We start from the raw sequence: 21831 nt of genomic DNA, 5'->3' as shown, positions 1-21831 counted from the left end.
AAAAGGAGCTGAGGCCTCAGCAGAATCCATTCGCTGAAGCCTCAGCTCCCTTTTACTCATACTTATTCAGCTGTGTCCACGGTCACACTTCCATTACTCGTGCTTAAATCCACAGTATACGTGGCTTTCCCAAGCACAGCGGTACCATAGCTATCGCCGTCCCGATCCCAGGGTACATTCCCCTTCAGCGAGCCATTGCTTGTATCTGCAATAATTTTCGCATCCGACACGGCCGGCAAGCCCACTATAATCTTTCCGTTACTGGATGTACATTTCCAGTTTCCGGTCACTGCTGAGTTTATAGTAATTTTGCCGTTGCTGCTCTTGGCTGACAACGCCCCATCAATGTTATCCAATACTATGGCTCCATTAGAGCTCACAAGTTCAACTTCACCTTGGATATTCTGTACGGATAGTGACCCATTGCTGGTATGCGCATCCACTTCGCCGACAATATCATGAATATTTAATGCACCATTACTTGTCTCAACCTCTATACCTGACTTAAGATTCCAGGCTTCTATAGAGCCATCACTTGTCTCAACCTCAACAGCAAGGTTATTGGGTGCACTTATATTTAAATAAGGACTTTTGGTATTGAATCCAAACTGAATGTTAGAGAACCAATTATGATCGGTATCAAGCTCCATAATCAGTGTATCTCCTTCAGTACTAACCTTCCATTTCTTTTCCAGTGCACTTTCAGCATCACTTTGCGATTTTCCAGGCAGCAGTAAACTCCCCTCATAATCCAAAGAGCCTCCAGCTACACCCTCAACCTTTACTTTTCCACTTGGAAGTACGATTTTGAGCGTCGTAATATTCTCTTTCACTTCCACATTCCCACTAAGCGGAGTTAGATGTGTATTACCGATCAGATTGCTGAGTGAACCTCCAGCCATTACTGTCTGAGCAGCACTTGCTCCGATCAGTACAATAATTAACAGGATGGCCCAGCCGCTTACACGGCTTTTGACATCGGATTTGATAAAAAGTCTAATCAACATCTCAATTCCGAATAAGACCAACAACGCCGGCCATAAAAAACCAAGCACCTCATAGCTGATCATATCATACTGAGCCATCACGATAATGACACCAAGGGCAATGCAGCCCAAGGCTGCTGTGAAACTTCCTATTTTCCATCTCCCCATAGTTAAATCCCCGTTTCTTATGCTCTCGTATTGTTCCTTAACATCTTCAGTCCGTACGCAATCAGACCCACTGATAATAAGATCGTGCCGATGTTGATCTCAGTCAGCATATCCCAAAGGGTAGGGAAAGCTGTGATTACCAACATAAGGAACCCAGCAACAACACAGCCGATTCCCACCCAAGCTGGATTGATCTCTTCATGTGGATATCCAGGCATAGAGGACATACCCATGGTCCAAGGGGCTCCGAAGCTGTCTGGATGAAACATCATTCGTTCGTGTTCAGCAGCAGTTATTTTCATCCAAGCCGCCTTCTGCAGGGCATCAAACAACTGATAAAACCACAGCGCCGCCAGGGCAAACGGGAAGATCAAGGGCTCGGACGGAATAAACATTATACATAAGGAGGCCCCGATCATAAACTGTAAACCCTGCTTTTTAAAGCCTAAGTACAAATGACCTACTCCAGGTATCATAGCCAGCATAAAAGTGAGCCAACGTCTCTTCTTAATCATAATACATCCTCCTAAAATTTGGGTAGCAAAACTTTAGCCAATTTAAACATCTATTGATGATCAATTATTTTATTACTATCTCCCAAAGCCACCAAACCACTGGGTTACTGAATTCGACATATGGCCGTTTATTTCGGTAATGCCATAGGCCAAATTCTCAAATACCCCAAACTGCAACAATAACAAACTGAGGCAAGCAGCCACTCCATAATGAATCCATGAGGTTTTTGGGGCAGAACGACGTCTTACATTGGTTGCCTTAGTCGCTCGTGATCTGCGCCCTGTTTCGAGCTGCTCAATATGTGTCATAACATCTGCTGCGAGATCCGGGAAGTCCATCTGCGCCTGCAACTGTTCTCTGTCAGCATCCATTTCCGACCACAGCTCCGACATTGCTTTGGCTTCCTCCAGCCACTCTGCGCAATCAGGACATGACTCTATGTGCAATCGGATACTCAGCTCCATCTCTGGAGACAGTAGGCCGTCTATATAATGTGGCATCCATTCCTTCACTATTGCACAATTCATCGCCATTCCTCCCTTTGTTTACGCATCATCTGTCTGGCTCGATAAAGCTGCGATTCGATTGTTTTCACGGAAACTCCCTTTTGCTCTGCAATCTCTTGATAGGAATTCCGCTGAAAATAGTACAGCTGGACGACCGACCGGTACGGTTCCGCCAGACTGTTCACATTCTCTCCTAATTCAGCTGATGTTTCCTGCTCAAGTACCTCATGCTCCGGAGTTTGAGACGTTACCCAATCATTTTCTGTGTAATCAGCTGCACTTCGGTACTTCCACTCCCTATCGTTGGCCCGTTTCCAGTCCAGACAGGTTCGGTAGGCAATCCGATACAGCCATGTCGAGAAGGAGGATTGTCCTCTGAAAGAGGGGAGCGCTTTATATGCTTTTATAAAAACCTCCTGGGCCATATCTTTGGCCGATTCGGCTTCTCCTGTGATTTTGACGCATACTCTGTATACCATGCCTTGGTAACGTGTCACCAAATGCCCAAAGGCTTGATGTTGACCGTTCAGCACAGCAGCAATCCATTCTGCCTCTTCCAGCTTTCTCCCCTCCTTCACCTTCATAACGTTAGACGCCAACCAATCGTTCTCCCCTGCAACCTATACATAAATTTTTTTGGTTTTTTTGAAATAGGCTGAAGAGAGGAATATATAGTTTGTTGTCGAATAATGTTTAACTACTATGACTAAAAGAAAACTCTTCTTAATTATCGCATTGTTTCTTATTATACTCACTGGATTCCGTATCCTATGGGTAAAGATTTCTCCGCACACCACACAACCACCACTGATCAATGGTGTGTTGGATTTACGGGATAAACAATGGAATCAGGACAAACTCCTTATTTTAAGTGGGCAGTGGGAGTTCTATCCGGGTATGCTGCTTCCTTCATTCAACGAACAACCTGTAACTGCTGCTCTTGCAAAATATATACAAGTCCCGGGGAACTGGAAAGATGCCCTTAGCGATAGCGATAAATCTGCTTATGGCTACGGCTCCTATCGGCTACGTGTCCTAACAGATAATCATAAGAAGCAATCCTATAGTCTTCTAATTTCCGGAGCTCGGTCCTCTTCAGAAGTGTATATCAACGGTGAACGGCTGGACAGCTCTGGCACTCCTGCTGAGAGTAAAGAACACTATATTCCGTACATACTGCCTTATTCAGTATCCTTTACAACCGATAAAAGTGAACTTGAAATTGTGATCCATGTAGCCAACTATTCCTTTTCCCAAACGGGAGGAATTTCTAAAACGATTGTATTTGGCAGCGAAAAAGCTTTAACACAGGAAAGACTGCTCTCTATTAGCCTACAGTTGCTATTATGTGTTGTTCTAATACTGCACGCTGTATATGCTGTTATTTTATATATAATTGGGCTGCGGCAAAAGATGTTGATCTATTTTTTTCTACTGGTAATATCCGCTATAACTACCGTACTCATAGATGATGACAGGCTTTTATTGCACGTATTTCCCTTGAACTATCAATGGAATTTCAAGCTATTTTTTATCTCTTATATTGCTGTATTTATTTTTATCCTGCAGACAAGCAAACATCTTTTGTTCGCGGATTTAAAAATAAAAAGTATTCGTATCCTAACCATCCTGTCCGTAATAGACATCCTGTTCATATTATTTGGACCCGTTGTTCACTATTATGAATTTCACACACTGATTTTCGGCATAAATTTATTAGTTTTAGCATTAGGTGTCGTAATTCTTTTTCTGAGATCTATTGTTAAAAATTACGAAGGCTCTATTTTCCTGTTGTTATCTATGTTTGCCATCGTTAACAGCACACTTTGGGGAATGTTCAAGAATTATAACTGGGTTAACGTTACCTATTATCCTTTTGATCTAATTATCGCCTTTTTGTGCTTTGCGACTTTTGGATTTAACCGATATCACTGGAATACTAAGGAGACAGAAAAACTGGCGCACAGCCTGCAGAGAAGTGTTACGCAAAAGGATGTTTTTTTGGCTAACACCTCACATGAATTAAAAAATCCGCTGTACAGTATCATTAACATTGCCGAAACTGTCCTGGACAGCGAGCGTGACACTGTAACGCATCAAAATGCTGAGAATTTAAAACTGCTCATTACCGTTGGAAGACGTATGTCCCTTCTGGTAGACGATCTGCTGGATCAATCCCAGCTCCGTGAAAGCAATATACAATTGCAGCTCAGAGAACTTAAGATCCAATCCTTCGCAGTGGGTGTGCTTGATATGTTCAAATTCTTAACGGAAGGGAAATCTTTAACCTTAATCTCAGAAATACCAGATTCATTCCCTTCTATTGTGGCTGATGAAAAAAGACTCATTCAGATCTTGTTCAATCTGCTTCAAAATGCTGTTAAATATACGACTGTAGGCACGATAAGAATCCATGCAGATATTCATAAAAAATCGGCGCAGATTCATATTACGGATACGGGTCTTGGCATGAACGAGGAGACGTTGCTCAGAGCTTTCCAGCCCTATGAACAGGGCGATTCCAGCATGAACGAAGTTAGCGGTGGCATCGGGCTTGGATTAAGCACCAGCAAGCAGTTAGTTGAACTTCACGGCGGGAAAATCAGTGTAGTCTCTACACTTGGAGAAGGTACTACCTTTACATTCACAATGCCATTATACGATTCAACCAGCCGGGTATTGAGTTCAGAACTGCCCTCTATGACTGAATTCTCAGACACGCCATCTATGATCACTTTATCCAAATTAACCGCACCGGGTATCGTTTCATCAGCCCATGGAAGGAGACCCAAGCTTCTGGCTGTAGATGATGATCCGGTTAATCTAAAAATACTTACCAACGTACTTTCCATCAAGGACTATGAAATCGTTACGGTGACAAGCGGAAACGATGCTTTACTATTGCTGGATACCGTTCAGTGGGATTTAATTATTACAGATGTAATGATGCCACAAATGTCCGGGTATGAGCTGGCGCATAGAATTCGTGAACGTTACACCATTGCTGAGCTTCCCATTCTGCTTCTGACGGCACGAGGCCAAGCGGAAGATATTTATACCGGTTTTATTTCAGGTGCAAATGACTATGTAATGAAGCCTATGAATGCAATAGAGCTGAAGGCCCGTGTACGCTCCTTAACAGATCTAAAACAGTCCGTAAACGAACGACTTCGTGTGGAAGCTGCCTATCTTCAAGCGCAAATACAACCACATTTCTTGTTCAACACATTAAATTCAATATCCGCGCTGGCTTCTTTTGATATTAATAGAATGAGTCACCTTGTGGATGCCTTCAGCTCTTATTTGCGTTTAAGCTTCAATTTCCTGAATGCTGAGCCTATGATACCGATTGAACGAGAGCTTGAGCTTGTTCATGCCTACCTCTACATAGAAAAGGAGCGCTTTGAAGATAGGATGACCATTCTTTGGGATTATGAGGAAAGCTTGCATTTTCAGCTGCCGCCCCTGACTATACAGCCACTGGTTGAAAATGCTGTCCGGCACGGTATTTTGAGTCGCTCCCAAGGAGGAACGGTGTCCATAACCATCAAGGAACAAGCTGGCGATATTGAAATCACGATATCAGACAATGGCCAAGGCATGAAAAACGAACAACTCCAGCAGTTGCTCAGCAATCCGTCTAATGATGCAAGAGGAATCGGATTTTTAAATACACATAAACGGCTGTTGCGGGTCTACGGAAAAGGGCTGCAGATTAAAAGCTCCGAAGGGAAAGGAACTTCTGTGAGTTTTATTATTCCTTCTGACAAAAAAAATCCGCTTCGAAAACCTTCTGATTAACAGACAAACTATTGTGAACCGAAATATCAAGTAAGGATTCGACGTATTTTGGCTAAAATACTATATCTGAGTGGTGATTAATAATGATTCAGGCAATATTAGTTGACGATGAACGGCTTGCCCTTGTGAAATTAGAGTTTATGTTAAAAAAAATACCATCTTTACATATAGCCGCTTCCTATACGGACCCCTCACAGGCCATTCAAGAGGCTCCGTCTTATCATCCTGACGTTATTTTTATTGATATTGAAATGCCTGAAATTAATGGTCTTCAAGCTGCGGAGATGCTCCAAGAGGCCTGTCCAAACGCAAATATTATCTTCGTTACCGCGTATAACCATTATGCTGTGGAGGCTTTTGAGATTAATGCGCTCGATTATATTTTGAAGCCTGTGCGAAATGACCGACTACTGAAAGCTGTCCAGCGGTTAGAAGAAAGATTGTCACTTGCACCAAAACTCATAATTGCAAAAGAAGAGGTAACCATTCGTTGTCTTCAATCGCTTCGTTTTGAACGAGGCGGACAATCTCTGAATAATCTGCGTTGGAGAACCTCTAAGGCCCAAGAGTTATTTGCCTTTTTGCTCCATAATCGCAACCGCTTCGTAAGTAAAGACATGCTGATTGAACTGCTGTGGCCAGACTTCAATCTGAAAAAGGCCTCTACCCATCTCTATACAACAATTTATCAAGTCCGGCAATGCTTAAAGCAGAATGAAGTCGACCTGCATATCAGCAACCTTAGCGGGGGGGAAGGCTATACCCTTGAAACCGGATCAATGTTGATTGATGTAGATAAGTGGGAACAGGGTATCCTGGCTCTGGAAACCATCAGTGAAGTTAATTGTGCGGAGCATCAAGTTTTATTCGAGCTTTATTCTGGAGATTACTATGACGATTATGATTATTTATGGGCTGAAAGTGAGCGGCAACGCCTTCGTACCATTTGGCTGCACCATGCAATGGGCATAGCCCAATTTTATATAGAAAGCAACAGAATTGCCGAGGCCGTTACTGTCTATCAACGAGTAGTGCAGCTACAGCCTTATTTTGAACAAGGGCATTTAGGATTAATGAAGGTCTACGACAGCATTGGAGAACGTTCCGCTGTGGAAGAGCAGTACAAGCTGCTAAAGGGTTTATTCCAGCAGGAGCTTAACATTAATCTTCCAGCCAGCGTTGAGCACTGGTACGAGCAATGGGAACAGCTTAACCATAGAGTGCGATGAGCTAAATAACCTATCAAGACATAATAAAGACACCCGGATAAAACCGGGTGTCTTTATTATTACCTTCCTAGTTATTACGTTTGAATCGTCTTGTTAATACAAACCCTAAAAGCACCAGACTTCCACCAGCCAAGTAGATCGGAAACGCGCTGTCTTCTCCTGTTTTCGGAAGCTGAGTCGGTTTATTGCTGTTATTTCCCGGCTTAGTAACTGTACCCTTTGGTACTTCCTCCACATCAATCTCTATGAGGATTTCTTCTTCATTTCCATTCTCATCTGTAACAATAATGGTGAACTTATCTTTACCAATATAGCCCGGATCAGGTGTGTAGACCCATTTGCCATCCTTAGTAATAGTCACTTTACCATGTCCCGGCTCATCTCCCAAGCTTGGCACTCCCCCAAGTGGAATTTCACCTTCAATAGGAACATCTTCATTGGTAATCTCTTTCTGCACAGGTGGAGTTACCTGCGGAACAACAGGCGTACTAGTTGCCACAGGCTGGCTTGGAGTAGCTGTTGGCGTAACCGTTGGCGTTGCCGTCGACACTGGCGTTACCATCGGTGTTGGCGAAGGTGTTGCCACCACAACTGGTGTTGCTGTTGGTGTAGAAGTAACGACTACTTCCGGTGTCGGTGATGGTGTCCAGATAGGACCTGTCGGTTCCTCTGGAGTCGGCGTTGGTGTTGCTGTCGGTGTCGGCGTTGGTGTTGCTGTCGGTGTCGACGTTGGTGTTGCTGTTGGCGTCGACGTTGGTGTTGCTGTTGGCGTCGACGTTGGTGTTGCTGCCGGCGTCGACGTTGGTGTTGCTGTCGGTGTCGACGTTGGTGTTGCTGTTGGTGTCGACGTTGGTGTTGCTGTTGGCGCTGGCGTTGGTGTTGCTGTTGGTGTTGCTGTTGGTGTCGACGTTGGTGTTGCTGTTGGCGCTGGCGTTGGTGTTACCGTTGGTGCGGGCGTTGGTGTTACCGTTGGTGCGGGCGTTACGATCGGTATAGGCGTTGCTGTTGGTGTCGGAACTTTGTTTTTTACCTCAAGGCTTATCCCTGTCGTCGAAGAAATAGTCACTTCATGTGGTGTTTGATCAAGAACATAACCAGCAGGCGCTGTTTTCTCAATTAAGACATATTTCCCACCTGTCAGTTTGGTAAATTCAAGTATCCCGTTTGTATCCGTAGTGCCTTCCTTAATCCAGATCTTATCGGCATCAACTACCCGATACAGATCAAAAACGGCCCCACTTAACACCTTACTCGTATTCCCGTCTTCTACTTTGGTAATCGTCAACGGTCCTCTTACGCCGCTTCCTGTGCCGGAGCCGCTAGAGAGCTTAACGATAATTTCCTCGGTGCTTACACCTGGAACTACCTTGATGTTTTTACCATCGAAACTAACCTTATTGGTTACCTTATCATTGTTTTGTGCTGTGATCAGGGAGTCATATTTCAAAATATAAGCTTCGGAAATATCCTTCAGGAAACTAAGCTTAAAGCTTTCTTTTCCGTCATTATCCGTAGTGATTTCCAGCTTATAATCTGTACCACTCACCAATTCTTGGTTGGTCGATGTTACATCCCCATTACTTGCAACTTTCGTTTTGTAGACATGGAATGTATTGGACAGCAGGATTTGATTGTCGCTTGGAATATCCGTAATTACCGCTTCTTTTACAAAAGATTGGTTACGGTTGATGTAAACCGTCCAATGTATTTTATTGCCATCCTGCGCACCTTCTTTGTTAACGTATTCCCCGCCCTGAGGGATATTAACAGAAGCTTGCAGTTTAGCGGACTCTACTTTCGCACCGTCATATAACGTAGCTGTATTTTTAATTTCATTTGAATCAATCGCTTGATCCGCGAACGTTGTTTTGAAAGTGACGTAGAACGCATAATTAATCGTTTTATTAAATGTCACATTCAGCTCACTGCCATCCAGCTCCACTTTATAGTCCGCGGAATTCACACTAGCTTGAGGAGAAGGATTTCCATCCTTTCCATACTCCCATTTATTCACTTTCACAGAATCCATATTTACAACTTGGCCAGCTGAAATGGTATCAACCAGTTGAGCTTGGTTTAACGTTTTCTGATTATAATTAGCCCCAATGTTCCAAGTGATTTCCTTAGTTACAGCATTGTAGGAACCACTCTTCTTCCCATTGTTTTTAACCTCATCTCTTGGATTAAAGGTTACGGTCGCTTCTTTATGCTTAGACTCCTGCACCCCATTAACCGTTTCTTTCCAATCGAGTGCACCTGTATTAGTGAATTGAGTTTTGCCCGGAGCCAGCCAATCATAGTTAAAGCTTGTTGTATAAGTAATTGTGTAAGGCTCATTTATCGGCGCATTAAAAGTAATCACAAATCCATCGTTTACTGCAACCGGATCATGCGCATTGTAAACAACACTATGGACGGTAGCAGTTCCGCCTTTAGTTGGTTGAACCTTTAATGTACCCGGGACAAGCTTTAATCCGGCATTGCCAAAAGTATCTGTCACCACTAGATTTTCCATAGTCTTGCTGTCATCGTTAATTTGGATAGTCCAATCGAGGGTCTTAGTCGCATAATTAACGTTGCTATAATTTTTATGGAGAATTTGCTGCTTGATATCACTGTAACCTGTTTCTGTTTTTCCATCATAAGTAACTTTGTTCGTAATCTTGCCATCATCAAATACTCTGCCATTTGCCTTTGTCTGATATTCAATACGGTAGGCAGAATTTATATCATTGTTAAATTTCAGATCAAAACCATTTAATCCCGTTGCAGTTGTTGGAGTTATTGTATATTCGCTTGAAGCGATTTCCGCGCTTTTAACCCCGTTGCCATTACTGTCGATCGTTACAGGATAAACTTTAACCGAGCTGAGAATTAGATCTTGGGTGTTATTGAATGTATCCTTCAAAATAGCATTTGCCGCTAAAATTGTTTTTTCATTGTAATTGAAATTAACAGCCCAGGAAATCACCTGATTCGCTGCATCGTAATTGATGGACTCTTTCGATAGTGGTTTGCCACGTCCTACTGTAACTGTAGTGCTAGCCTTTTTAGAAAATCCGTTATCTCCTGTTAAGACTGCCTCATTCAAAAAGGTTTTCGCATCTACACCAGTACCAGTAATATCCGTAGAGAAGCCAATCCGGTAAGCCTTAGTAAGCGGGTTATCCGCAAATTTCAGCTTTAACTCTCCCAAAGTGGATCCTGTCACATCATACTTGCTGCTGTCCACTAGATTGCCAAGACTCACAGTCCCATCGACCTTCACATCAAGCTCATAAACAGCAATAGATACCGTATTCAGTGATAATCCCGCAGGAAGTGTGTCGGTGACAACTGCATTTTTTACGCTTTCCAGTGCCTTATTCACATCAACCGTCCAAGCGATGCTTGTTGGGTTATAATACTGCGGCTTAGGCGAACCGTCTTTTTCTATAGTAGAGCTAACCTTCGGCTTAAAATTAAGCTCAATGGTCTGAGTACCGCCTTGTATCGGGAAAATCAGGGTTTGCTTCGTGGAGCCTGTAATTTTCTTGGAGCTCAAAAGCGACCTTACGGAGAAAGTCCCTCCCACTTTATCGTGAGTTTCGATATAAGCATTAAATGTAAATACAACGCGGTTAGTATTTTTGTCGACGGTATAAGTCCCTACAGGCTCATCGTCAAAAATAAGATCACCATTCAGATCGTTATAAAGTTCAAACTGTGTTGGAAGATCAAAGGTATAGGTGGACCCATCCTTATATCCATGCCCATCTGGAAGTGACCATGTATAGTTCAATTCCGAATAGGAATCAAGTTCATATACGCTTTCTGTAACCGTATTTGTGTATTTATCATCGGTGTATACAGCAAGCGTAACACTAGTAATGAGGTCATCTCCAATTACAGTACCATTGCCACTCGCATATGCCTGCGAATTGACTCCAAAGCCAAAGCTGTAAGCCCATTGCGTCACAAGCAAGAATACTACGAGCAATGCGCTAATTTTCTTTTTTGATAACATTATTAAAAATGCCTCCTTTGTCACTCTGTTTATCGTGCTTTTCCTAAGCTTTATCCTTTGAATCCTGTACTCTACTCCCCCGCATTAACCTCCTTGACTCTTTCTCATGGTATAAATTTGCAACCTAACAACTATTGTAAATAGTCCATCTATACATAATCTGAACAGCGTCCTATTGCAGTCTTGGAGATCTTTTTATTGCAAAAAAAACAGGGATATGCGCAATAACTCGCATATCCCTGTCGTATTTACTACTTAGTGGAAAATAAAAATAACATTGTACATCTTATAGACTAGCGTGATCACGTTTGGTGTAAGTCTTACGCTTCTCCAGAAGCTTGTTCAGCGCATCAATATAAGCGCGTGCACTTGCTTCTAGAATATCGGTGCTAAGTCCACGGCCTTGTGCAGCTACTTCTCCCTGCGAAAGCACCACATGAACCTCACCCTGCGCATCTTTACCACGGGAGACCGATTTAATCGAATAATCTCCAAGGGTAACTTCCTCATTCGTGGCTTTATCAATAGCATTGTAGATGGCATCTACTGAACCATTACCTTCGGCCTCAGCTACAATCGGCTGATCTTCCGGACCCGCAATAATAACCTTGGCGGTTGGAACAGCTTCATTACCATAAGTAACGAACATCGTTTGCAGCTTAAAGACTTCTGGCGTATCAATTAATTTCTCTTCAATCAAAGCCAAAATGTCTTCATCTGATACTTCTTTTTTCTTATCTGCCAAATCCTTAAATCTAGAAAAAGCGGTGTTCAGCTCTTCTTCGGACAAATCATACCCAAGATCACTCAACTTATCGCGGAAAGCGTGACGTCCAGAGTGTTTGCCGAGTACCAGCTTGCTCTCTTTGAGTCCAATAGTCTCCGGTGTCATGATCTCGTAGGTAGTTTTCTCTTTCAGCATCCCGTCCTGGTGAATACCCGATTCATGAGCAAATGCGTTAGCTCCTACAATCGCTTTATTCCCTGGAACCACCATACCTGTAAGCTTGCTGACCAGACGGCTTGTGCGAGAGATCTCGGATAACGTAAGCGATGTTTTTGCACCAAAAAATTCAGCCCGTGTCTCAAGCGCTAGCGCAACTTCTTCAATCGCTGTGTTCCCGGCACGTTCACCGATACCGTTGATCGTTCCTTCGATCTGATCTGCACCATTCTGAATCGCAGCCAGCGTATTTGCTGTAGCCATACCAAGATCGTTATGACAATGGGCACTAAGCTGTACGCGTTCAATATCAGGCACATTCTCTTTTAGATATTTAAAGATAGCTCCGTACTCCGAAGGATTCAAATAACCTACAGTATCCGGGATATTAACAACATTAGCGCCTTCCCGGATAGCCATGCCGACCATTTCAGCCATGAAATCATACTCCGTACGGCCCGCATCTTCTAATGAAAACTCGAGCTTAGGGAAATATTTTTTAGCGTATCGGATAGCAGACTGTGCAGTTTCCAGCACCTGAGCCTTATCCATCCGTAGCTTATGCTGGCGGTGAATAGGAGATGTAGCCAGAAAAATATGAATACAAGGGTCCTGCGCTCCCTGTAGTGCTTCTTTTACAGCATCAATATCTGTCTCTCTAGAACGAGAAAGGCCGATTACCGTGACGTTCTTCACAGCTCTTGCCACCGCATTAACAGAAGCTAGATCACCTGGAGAAGCTGCAGGAAAACCCGCTTCCATGCGATCAATTCCCAGCTTCTCTAACTGGTAAGCGATCTCCACTTTCTCACGCGTGTTGAGGTTCACACCTGGTGACTGCTCTCCATCTCGCAGTGTCGTATCGAACACATAAATTTTCCGCATGCTAAGCACCTCCCAAAAATTGTGCTGAAACTCTCAAATGCGGCTCGCAAAGTTACGGCCGCATTTGAAGGTAATACTATTTAATCATAAGTATGATTATGATTATTTCTTAATCCAGTGCATCATTTCACGCAATTGGCTACCTACAACTTCTACTGGGTGAGCAGCTTCGTTGCGGCGAGTAGCGGTAAGGAAAGCACGTCCGGATTGGTTCTCAAGGATAAAGTCACGAGCGAATTTACCTTCTTGAATATCTGTCAGAACAGCTTTCATAGCTTTTTTAGTATCTTCAGTTACAATGCGTGGTCCAGTTACATAGTCACCGTACTCAGCAGTGTTACTGATAGAATCGCGCATGCTGGACAATCCGCCTTCGTATACCATGTCAACGATCAGCTTCAATTCGTGCAGACATTCGAAGTAAGCCATCTCAGGAGCATATCCTGCTTCTGTCAATGTTTCGAAGCCAGCTTTGATCAGTGCGGATACACCACCACAAAGTACAGCTTGTTCACCGAACAAGTCAGTTTCGGTTTCTTCACGGAAGGAAGTTTCGATAACCCCTGCGCGTGTACAGCCGATACCTTTTGCATAAGCAAGACCGATTTCTTTAGCTTTTCCAGTTGCATCTTGTTCGATAGCAATCAAGCCAGGAACGCCAAAGCCTTCAACATAAGTACGACGAACCATGTGACCTGGAGATTTTGGTGCTACAAGCAACACGTCTGCATCTTTAGGAGCAACGATTTGTCCAAAGTGTACGTTAAAGCCGTGGGAGAACATCAAAGCTGCGCCTTTTTTGAGGTTTGGTTCTACTTCATTTTTATATACCGAAGCCTGTGTTTCATCTGGCATTAGGATTTGCACAACATCTGCACGGGATACTGCTTCAGCTACTGGCAATACTTCAAAACCGTCATTTTTCGCAGTTTCAAAAGATTTACCTTCACGAAGACCGATGACAACTTGAAGACCACTGTCACGCAGGTTTTGTGCTTGGGCATGTCCTTGGCTACCGTACCCGATTACCGCAATTGTCTTTCCTTTTAATACACTAAGTTCTGCATCCTGTTCATAGTACGTTGTAACTGCCATTGTCAATATCCTCCTTTAATTTGAGACCCATCATAAAGAGCGGGTGCTTCAAGAGAACTGGAATCATAGAAGATCTAGCTGCTCCTCAAGCTCCCGCTCTTTAGCGGGAAGTTCATTCATATCATATCAGATTAATGCAATCAAGCAGTAATCCGTTAAAGTCGCAAAATAAACTATTTAAGAGTTACCGCGTACCATAGCCGTAATACCCGTGCGAGACAGCTCTCTGATTCCATAAGGTTTCAAAAGCTCGATCATCGCATCAATCTTCACTGTATCTCCAACTACCTGTACTAACAATGTAGTGCTGCCAATATCAACAACTGAAGCCCGGAAGGTTTCTACAACGCCCATAATTTCCGGACGCTCACTTGGATCAGCATTCACTTTAATCAGAGCCAGCTCACGAGCAACCATGGGCTTAGATCCAAGATCAACGACTTTAATTACATCAATTAACTTGTAGAGCTGCTTCTCGATTTGTTCAAGCGTATGCTGGTCTCCAAGAGTAACGATAACCATCCGGGACAATCCAACCTCTTCAGACTGGCCAACCGTTATACTCTCAATATTAAATCCGCGGCGACCGAACAAACCCGACACCCGTTGAAGCACACCCGGCTGATCATTTACGAGTACAGAAATCGTATGTCTTGTCACTGTTATTCATCCCCCATCAGCATATGATCGATGGTTGAACCTTGAGTTACCATCGGGTAGACATTCTCGTCTTTTGGAACAACGAATTCTACCAATACTGGACCCGGTGTTTCCAGTGCTTTCTGCCATGCATCACGTGCTTCTTCCTTATTCGTCGCCCGTAGACCTTTTACACCATAGGCCTCAGCCAGCTTAACGAAGTCCGGACTGCCTGCGAGGTCTGTAAAGCTGTAACGTTTATCATAGATAAGATTCTGCCATTGGCGAACCATGCCAAGCACCTGATTGTTAATTACTACAATTTTGACTGGTATATTGTTAATCGCACATATCGCTAGCTCTTGGGAACACATTTGCATGCCGCCATCACCATTAATCGATACTACCAACCGTTCAGGATGTGCCATCTGTGCACCGATAGCTGACGGGAATCCGAAGCCCATCGTTCCAAGACCGCCTGAAGTAATCCATGAACGCGGATGATTGAACTTATAGTATTGTGCAGCCCACATTTGATGCTGACCAACATCCGTTGTAACAATCGCTTCACCTTTAGTGGTGTCATTGATCATTTCAATCACCCATTGTGGTTTAAGCTCTGTTTCTGAATCCTTATACCGAAGCGGCTGATCTAGCTTCCACTGAGCAATCTGTGTTCTCCAAGCATCAGCATTAGATGCGCGGCCAACCTCAGGATTCAGCATTTCCAATACCGTTTTCACATCGCCTACAATCGGAATATCAGGTGATACATTTTTCCCGATTTCTGCAGGGTCTATGTCGATATGCACGATTTTGGCTTTTGGCGCGAAGCCGTCCAGTCTGCCAGTAACACGGTCATCAAAACGTGCACCGATATTAATGAGCAAATCGCACTGTTGGATCGCATTATTCGCGGTATACGTACCATGCATACCCGGCATTCCCATCCAAAGTTCTTCTGCACTAGGGAAAGCTCCGAGACCCAGCAAGGTTGTAGTAATTGGAATCTCTGTCCGTTTCACGAATTCGAACATAGCTTCATGTGCTCCGGAGTAAATGACTCCACCACCTGCAATGATGATCGGACGTTCAGCAACCGCAATCGCACGAACCAATTTATCAAGCTGCAGTTTGTTTGGAACTGTACAAGGATTGTAGCCCCGAAGATTCACTGTTTTCACTGGTGTGAACAACGTCTTCGCTGCTGACACGTCTTTCGGAATATCGATCAACACTGGACCTTTACGACCGGTATTCGCCACATGAAAAGCTTCATGTATAACACGCGGGAGATCCTCAACATCTCTTACAAAGTAGCTATGCTTAGTAATTGGCATCGTTATCCCGGTAATGTCTGCTTCCTGGAAAGCATCTGTACCGATCAGGCTGGAGAATACGTTACCTGTGATTACAACCAATGGAGTGGAGTCCATATATGCTGTAGCAATACCTGTTACAAGATTCGTTGCTCCGGGACCTGAGGTAGCTATACATACCCCTGGTTTGCCACTTGCTCTAGCGTAACCGTCAGCTGCATGAATAGCACCTTGCTCATGACGTGTTAACACGTGATTGAAATCCGTAAAACCGTACAATGCATCATAGATGTACAGTACAGCTCCACCCGGATATCCGAATACAGTGTCTACACCTTCTAATACAAGGCTGCGGAGTAATATCTCGGAACCGGAAATGACCTCCGGCTCCATCCATTTTTCTTTTAACTGCTCAGTAGACCGTAATTCCGGTATTTGCGCGCTCATCAGTATTCCTCCTCCGATATTTAACATTCATTATGCAAATGACGGACCGTCCTTTATACATCAGCAAATGGTTCCTTATAAAACAAAAAAACCTTCCGCCTCCCACGCACAGTATTAGCGCGTGAGGGACGAAAGGTTGATCTTCCGTGGTACCACCCATGTTTGCATTACATCTCGCGATGCAACGCCTTATCAGGTATACAAAAATCCATCGATGTAGGCAAGGGCCCTAATCTCTGTAACCTGAAGTCCCTAACGCGGACTAAACGATTTTCCCTAATAATTCCACCACTCTAGCCAGTGGACCTTTCAGGAAAACAGCTCCGAGGTGAGCTCGTATATAAGGGATTTCGGTGGAGGTTGCAGCAGATCCTCACACTCTCTGAGCAAAAGAGCCCTTAAAACTTCGTCCTCATCATTGCCGATACATGTATGTTCGATAAAATGTTTAGACACATTATATGATTCCTAACATGGATAAGTCAATACCCTTATTTTTAATATTGTCACAACTCCTACTTCTACGTGCTGGGAACCCCCACCACGCTCCCGACATATGATGTACGACAATGCGTAGAAAGGGGGCGCTCTATGATCCGTTATCGTCGACCCAAGCAGGATGACGTCATTATCCTTGATTTAATCGAGCGACAGCTTGTACCATTATCTCATTTGCCAAAGACTGAAATTGCCAAAATCAAAAAAGATATCCCCCGTCGTCTGGGACACGGTATCACCTTAGTCGCCTGTCCCGACTATGAGAGTGATCCAATGGGGTTTGTCCATTTCCTGCTGCATGGTGATTTACTTTATATCGATATGTTAGCCATAGCACCCGCAGCACGGCGCAAACACTTGGGGAATATGCTCATGGATCGAGCAGAACGATTTGCACTATCACGCGGATGTCATCGGGCTAAGGTATCCGTCGATTTAGGAAACACAGCAGCTCTTGCCTTTTATCAAAAATTGGGCTACAGCGTAGCCCGTTATCAATCCCTAAGCTTCTGTTACGAATTGGAGAAAAGGTTCATCTAGTTAAATCAAATTTCAACTGAACTTAAAAGAATCCGAAAGGTGGATAGGGTGTGCCTCCGTACCCGTAACCTCCATAAGGATTACCATAGCCAGGACCTCCGCCATAAGGCGCTCCACCGCCATAGCCACCACCAAAAGCATAAGGTGCTGTACCAATTGCTAGCAAATCAAACAACACTAAAGGAATGATTGCTTTGGTTTGTACTTTTTTACCACTTACGCGTTGTAATATCAGACGATTTCCGGATACACGAAGCAGTTTCCCTGTCACCTGAGTACCGTCCTTTTTTACTGCAATGATCTGCTTACCTACGAGTCTCATAACCTGCTTCTTCGTAACTGGCTTAGTCATATGATCCCCTCCTAAATGTTTTGTACGCCTCTCATTTGCATCATCTACAAAACAGTCTATTCGATGGAAAGGACCTTCGCCTGTACACTTGCCCTCCTGCCTCAATGTTTATCCTTGCTGATCCTAATAAAAAAGCCGTATTTCCGGGAAAAGACCGGAAATACGGCTTTGAAAAGTTACATTTCTATCGCTTACCAGGATCGTATGGCTGACCTAATGCCTTAGGAGCAGAGGAACGGCCTACAGCCCCTACCAGTACGATGATAGTCAGTACATAAGGGATCATAAAGATAAACTCTTGAGGAATATTTTGTGACCACTCATACAATTGAACATAGTTGCGAATCGCTTGGGAGAATCCGAAGAATACCGCTGCACCAAAGGCCCCAAGTGGATTCCATTTCCCAAAGATCATCGCTGCAATGGCGATAAAACCTTGACCAGAGATTGTATTATGTCCAAAGGTTCCGGTTGTTGTTAAAGTGATTGTAGCTCCACCAATACCCGCCATCAACCCACTCAACATTACACCGATATATCTCATCCGATTAACTTTTACACCCAGTGTATCTGCAGCACTTGGATGCTCACCTACTGCACGCAAACGCAATCCAAATGGCGTCTTAAACAGAACCAAATAAATAACGATGACCAGTATTATGGCCAGATAAGTTGTAGGATAGGAATTAAAAATCCCTTCACCAATCACTGGGATTTTGGAGAGCCCAGGAATTGCAACCTTGCTAAACCCATCAATGATCGGAGTTTCAGCAGATCCATCAAACAGGAGCTTTACCATATAGAGCGTGCTTCCTGCAGCTAAAAAGTTAATAACCGTACCACTAATCGTCTGATCAGATTTAAAGGTTATAGATGCAACCGCATGAATTAGTGAGCCTAGCACACCAACAGCTATAGCACAGAGTACACCAACCCAAGGAGCCCATTCGCCCATTCCAGCGTCCTGAGCATAATAACCGCCTACTGCTGCAGCAAAGGCACCAAACATCATCAAACCTTCAAGTCCAATGTTTACGACACCGGAACGTTCAGAGAAGATGCCGCCAAGTGAGGCAAAAATGAGCGCTGTGGAAAAAACAAGCGTTGTATTAAGCAGTTGACCTAACGTCTGCAGATCCATCTATAACACCTTCTCTTTCTTGCGCTTGAAGTAAAAGGGCTTAAGCACCCAGCGCACAATCCCTTGTGCCGCAATAAAGAATATGATTGAACCAATAACGATACGAATAAGCTCTGGTGGAACATCTGCAGCAAAACTCATACCCGCAGAACCATAAGTCAGCGTACCGTAGAGAATCGCAGCCAGAATAACACCAAGTGGATGTGTTAAACCAAGAAGAGCAACAGCGATACCATCAAATCCATATCCTGGCGATGCCGCGAAAATAGCTTGATAATGGAATACACCAAGCACCTCTCCTGCTCCGGCCAGACCGGCGAATACACCACTTATGAACATTGCCTTCATAACGTTACGTCCAACATTCATCCCTGCATATTCGGCAGCATGTGGATTGTAACCAACTGCACGCATTTCGTAGCCCTGCTTGGTCTTCCATAAGTACACATAGAAGAATACCGCTGCAGCAAGAGCAATAGCTGTACCCCAGTGTAGACGTGCATTATCAAATATCGAATTCAAAAAGGTCATGGAAAGCGAGGCCGGAATATCCTCGGAACGATTTTGTCCTGGAAGCAACAAAAAGTTTCTAACGATATAATTCGACAGGTAAAGAGCAATCCAGTTTAACATGATTGTGGTAATAACTTCGTTAATCCCACGTTTTGCTTTCAAATAACCGGCGATCCCTGCCCATAAACCACCGCAGACACCCGCAATAATTACAGCAAGCGGGACAAGCAGGAAGGATGGCAGACCTGCCATCTTAATACCCACCACTGTTGCCGCTGTCATACCAATCATTACTTGGCCATCTGCCCCGATATTAAACATCCCTGAACGGAATGCGAAAGCTACGGCTAGCCCGGTAAGCATTAATGGTGTCATTTCGCGCACAGCTTCACCAAAGTTATACAAATTACCAAACACACGTTTGAACAGTGCGGAGTAAGCAGTTATCGGATCATAACCGCCCAGAAGCATAACTATTGCTCCCACAAGAAAACCAAGCACGATGGCAACCAGAGGAACGATGTAGCTGTCAGTTGTGAAGATTTTTTTGAACTTATTCAACTGCCTTACCTCCCCGCTGCAAGCTGCCTGCCATCATAAGACCCAGTTCCTGATCATTCGTATCTTGCGGGAACACTTCACCGACAATTTTCCCTTCATAGATAACAGCGATTCTGTCAGAAACGTTCATAATCTCGTCCAATTCAAAGGAAATAAGTAGAACAGCCTTTCCTTGATCACGCTGAGCTATGAGTTGCTTCTGAACAAATTCAATAGCCCCAACATCTAGACCGCGTGTAGGTTGTGCGGCAATTAACAATGTCGGATTTTTATCTATTTCCCGCGCAATAATCGCTTTCTGTTGATTTCCGCCGGATAAAGAACGTGCTTTGGTCTCTATTGAAGGTGTACGTACATCAAATTGCTCTATAAGCTTCGCTGCGTACTTATCAATGACATCATTTTGCAAAAAGCCATTTTTATTGTAAGGACTCTTATAATAGGTTTCCAAAACCATATTCTCACTCATGGTGAAATCAAGCACTAACCCATGCTTGTGGCGGTCCTCAGGAATATGAGAGACATTCATCTCTGAAACCTTCCGCGGTGATAAATTAGCAATTTCATTGCCAGACACGGTTATCGAACCCGAATCAATTTTGCGCAGACCTGTAATGGCCTGGATCAACTCACTTTGTCCATTACCATCTACGCCAGCAATCCCGAGAATTTCCCCTGCTTTAACTTCAAAGCTAAGACCATCCAGTACGGAGACCCCATCTTTACTCTTACTGCTGACATCCTTCAGTTTGAGTACAGATTGGCCAACCTCAGGAGCCTTCTTGTCCACTTTGAAAGTTACGCCACGCCCAACCATTTTTTCAGCTAGCTCATTAGGATTGGTCTCTGCGGTATTCACAGTATCAATTACTTTCCCACGTCTAATAATGGTGACCCGATCAGATATTTGCATGATTTCTTTAAGCTTATGCGTGATCAAAATAATGGATTTTCCCTCTGCAACAAGCCGCTTCATAATCGCCATGAGTTCCGTAATTTCTTGAGGCGTAAGTACTGCGGTCGGCTCATCAAATATGAGAATATCCGCTCCACGGTACAGGGTCTTCATAATTTCTACCCTTTGCTGCATACCTACCGAAATGTCATGAATAACGGCATTTGGATTCACTTGCAGGCCATATTGCTCCGATAGCTTCCGAACCTGTTCCGCAGCGGATTTATAGTCAATTTTAAGACCTTTTTTCGGCTCCATCCCAAGAACAATATTCTCGGTCACCGTAAAAGGCTCCACAAGCTTGAAATGCTGATGAACCATACCAATACCAAGCTCAATAGCTTTATTGGGGTTATCAATAATAACCGGTTTCCCGTCGATTTCAATACTGCCTTCATCCGGTTGATACAATCCAAATACAATGTTCATCAAAGTGGACTTGCCTGCACCATTCTCACCAAGCAATGCAAGGATTTCACCCTTTTTAAGCGTCAAGCTAATGGAATCGTTAGCAACAATACCGGGAAAGCGTTTTGTGATTTGCTTCAACTCTACGACAGGAGCCGCAGCACTCATGGAATCACCCTCATCACAGAATATATAACTACCTTATAGACACGGATGTACCGCCCTTTGTAAGGCGGTATATCTATGTTCCTCTTATCATAACCAGTGCTTTAACAAGGAATAAGGCCAGCACAACACCGGCCTTATTCTTTGATCCTTATTGT

General features: G+C 43.8%; 16 protein-coding genes. 3 read left to right on the top strand and 13 right to left on the bottom strand.

The genetic code is table 11. The features are described from left to right. Positions 1 to 62: 62 nt before the first annotated feature. From NST40_RS06395 to NST40_RS06380, 4 genes are all read right to left on the bottom strand, one after another. Entirely contained in the window at positions 63 to 1154 is a 1092-nt protein-coding gene (locus NST40_RS06395; RefSeq protein WP_076218521.1) for a DUF5668 domain-containing protein, read from the bottom strand. A gap of 17 nt (positions 1155 to 1171) precedes the next feature. After that, a complete protein-coding gene (locus tag NST40_RS06390) occupies positions 1172 to 1669 on the bottom strand; it encodes a hypothetical protein (protein WP_076125480.1) in 498 nt (165 codons plus the stop codon). Positions 1670 to 1744: 75 nt separating this feature from the next. Then, positions 1745 to 2197, bottom strand: a complete 453-nt coding sequence (locus NST40_RS06385) for a zf-HC2 domain-containing protein (RefSeq protein ID WP_038569222.1) — start codon at positions 2195 to 2197, stop codon at positions 1745 to 1747. Next, positions 2194 to 2775, bottom strand: coding sequence for an RNA polymerase sigma factor (locus tag NST40_RS06380; protein ID WP_076125482.1), 582 nt, complete (start codon positions 2773 to 2775; stop codon positions 2194 to 2196). Before NST40_RS06380 ends, NST40_RS06385 begins: the two co-directional genes overlap by 4 nt. Before the next feature lie 103 nt (positions 2776 to 2878). On the opposite strand from NST40_RS06380, the gene NST40_RS06375 reads away from it, so the two are divergent. Beyond that, positions 2879 to 5977: an ATP-binding protein gene (locus NST40_RS06375; protein ID WP_076278010.1), complete on the top strand. Its 3099-nt coding sequence runs from the start codon at positions 2879 to 2881 to the stop codon at positions 5975 to 5977. An 83-nt stretch (positions 5978 to 6060) separates the two neighbouring features. After that, positions 6061 to 7206, top strand: coding sequence for a response regulator (locus tag NST40_RS06370; protein ID WP_081387680.1), 1146 nt, complete (start codon positions 6061 to 6063; stop codon positions 7204 to 7206). Positions 7207 to 7273: 67 nt separating this feature from the next. Here the strand turns inward: NST40_RS06370 and NST40_RS06365 are convergent, their stop codons facing one another. The 5 genes from NST40_RS06365 to ilvB form a co-directional block, all read right to left on the bottom strand. Continuing rightward, on the bottom strand, positions 7274 to 11212 hold the full coding sequence (locus NST40_RS06365; RefSeq protein ID WP_342410533.1) for a collagen binding domain-containing protein: 3939 nt from the start codon (positions 11210 to 11212) through the stop codon (positions 7274 to 7276). 286 nt (positions 11213 to 11498) lie between these two features. After that, the gene (locus NST40_RS06360; RefSeq protein WP_038569217.1) at positions 11499 to 13040 is read right to left on the bottom strand and encodes a 2-isopropylmalate synthase; all 1542 of its coding nucleotides are present in this window, start codon (positions 13038 to 13040) and stop codon (positions 11499 to 11501) included. Positions 13041 to 13142: 102 nt separating this feature from the next. Further along, on the bottom strand, positions 13143 to 14135 hold the full coding sequence (gene ilvC / locus NST40_RS06355) for a ketol-acid reductoisomerase (RefSeq protein WP_036679485.1): 993 nt from the start codon (positions 14133 to 14135) through the stop codon (positions 13143 to 13145). A 177-nt stretch (positions 14136 to 14312) separates the two neighbouring features. Beyond that, entirely contained in the window at positions 14313 to 14801 is a 489-nt protein-coding gene (gene ilvN / locus NST40_RS06350) for an acetolactate synthase small subunit (protein WP_170914191.1), read from the bottom strand. Next, positions 14798 to 16540, bottom strand: a complete 1743-nt coding sequence (ilvB, locus tag NST40_RS06345; protein WP_036679490.1) for a biosynthetic-type acetolactate synthase large subunit — start codon at positions 16538 to 16540, stop codon at positions 14798 to 14800. Before ilvB ends, ilvN begins: the two co-directional genes overlap by 4 nt. 591 nt (positions 16541 to 17131) lie before the next feature. On the opposite strand from ilvB, the gene NST40_RS06340 reads away from it, so the two are divergent. Then, positions 17132 to 17578 carry a GNAT family N-acetyltransferase gene (locus tag NST40_RS06340; RefSeq protein ID WP_036679492.1) on the top strand — a complete coding sequence of 149 codons (447 nt, stop codon included), beginning with the start codon at positions 17132 to 17134 and terminating at the stop codon, positions 17576 to 17578. A gap of 22 nt (positions 17579 to 17600) precedes the next feature. On the opposite strand, the gene NST40_RS06335 is transcribed toward NST40_RS06340, so the two are convergent. From NST40_RS06335 to NST40_RS06320, 4 genes are all read right to left on the bottom strand, one after another. Further along, positions 17601 to 17930, bottom strand: a complete 330-nt coding sequence (locus NST40_RS06335) for a hypothetical protein (RefSeq protein ID WP_076128060.1) — start codon at positions 17928 to 17930, stop codon at positions 17601 to 17603. A 184-nt stretch (positions 17931 to 18114) separates the two neighbouring features. Next, a complete protein-coding gene (locus NST40_RS06330; RefSeq protein WP_036679496.1) occupies positions 18115 to 19071 on the bottom strand; it encodes an ABC transporter permease in 957 nt (318 codons plus the stop codon). Further along, positions 19072 to 20145, bottom strand: a complete 1074-nt coding sequence (locus tag NST40_RS06325; protein ID WP_076107269.1) for an ABC transporter permease — start codon at positions 20143 to 20145, stop codon at positions 19072 to 19074. Continuing rightward, positions 20138 to 21676: an ABC transporter ATP-binding protein gene (locus NST40_RS06320; protein ID WP_036679500.1), complete on the bottom strand. Its 1539-nt coding sequence runs from the start codon at positions 21674 to 21676 to the stop codon at positions 20138 to 20140. The genes NST40_RS06325 and NST40_RS06320 overlap by 8 nt, the downstream gene beginning before the upstream one ends. Between the last annotated feature and the right edge of the window lie 155 nt (positions 21677 to 21831).

Origin of the sequence: Paenibacillus sp. FSL R10-2778 (assembly GCF_038593035.1) — a bacterium.
Lineage (GTDB): Bacteria > Bacillota > Bacilli > Paenibacillales > Paenibacillaceae > Paenibacillus_AQ > Paenibacillus_AQ odorifer.
Note: the sequence above shows the minus strand (reverse complement) of the source record. Positions and strands in the feature narration are given on the sequence as shown.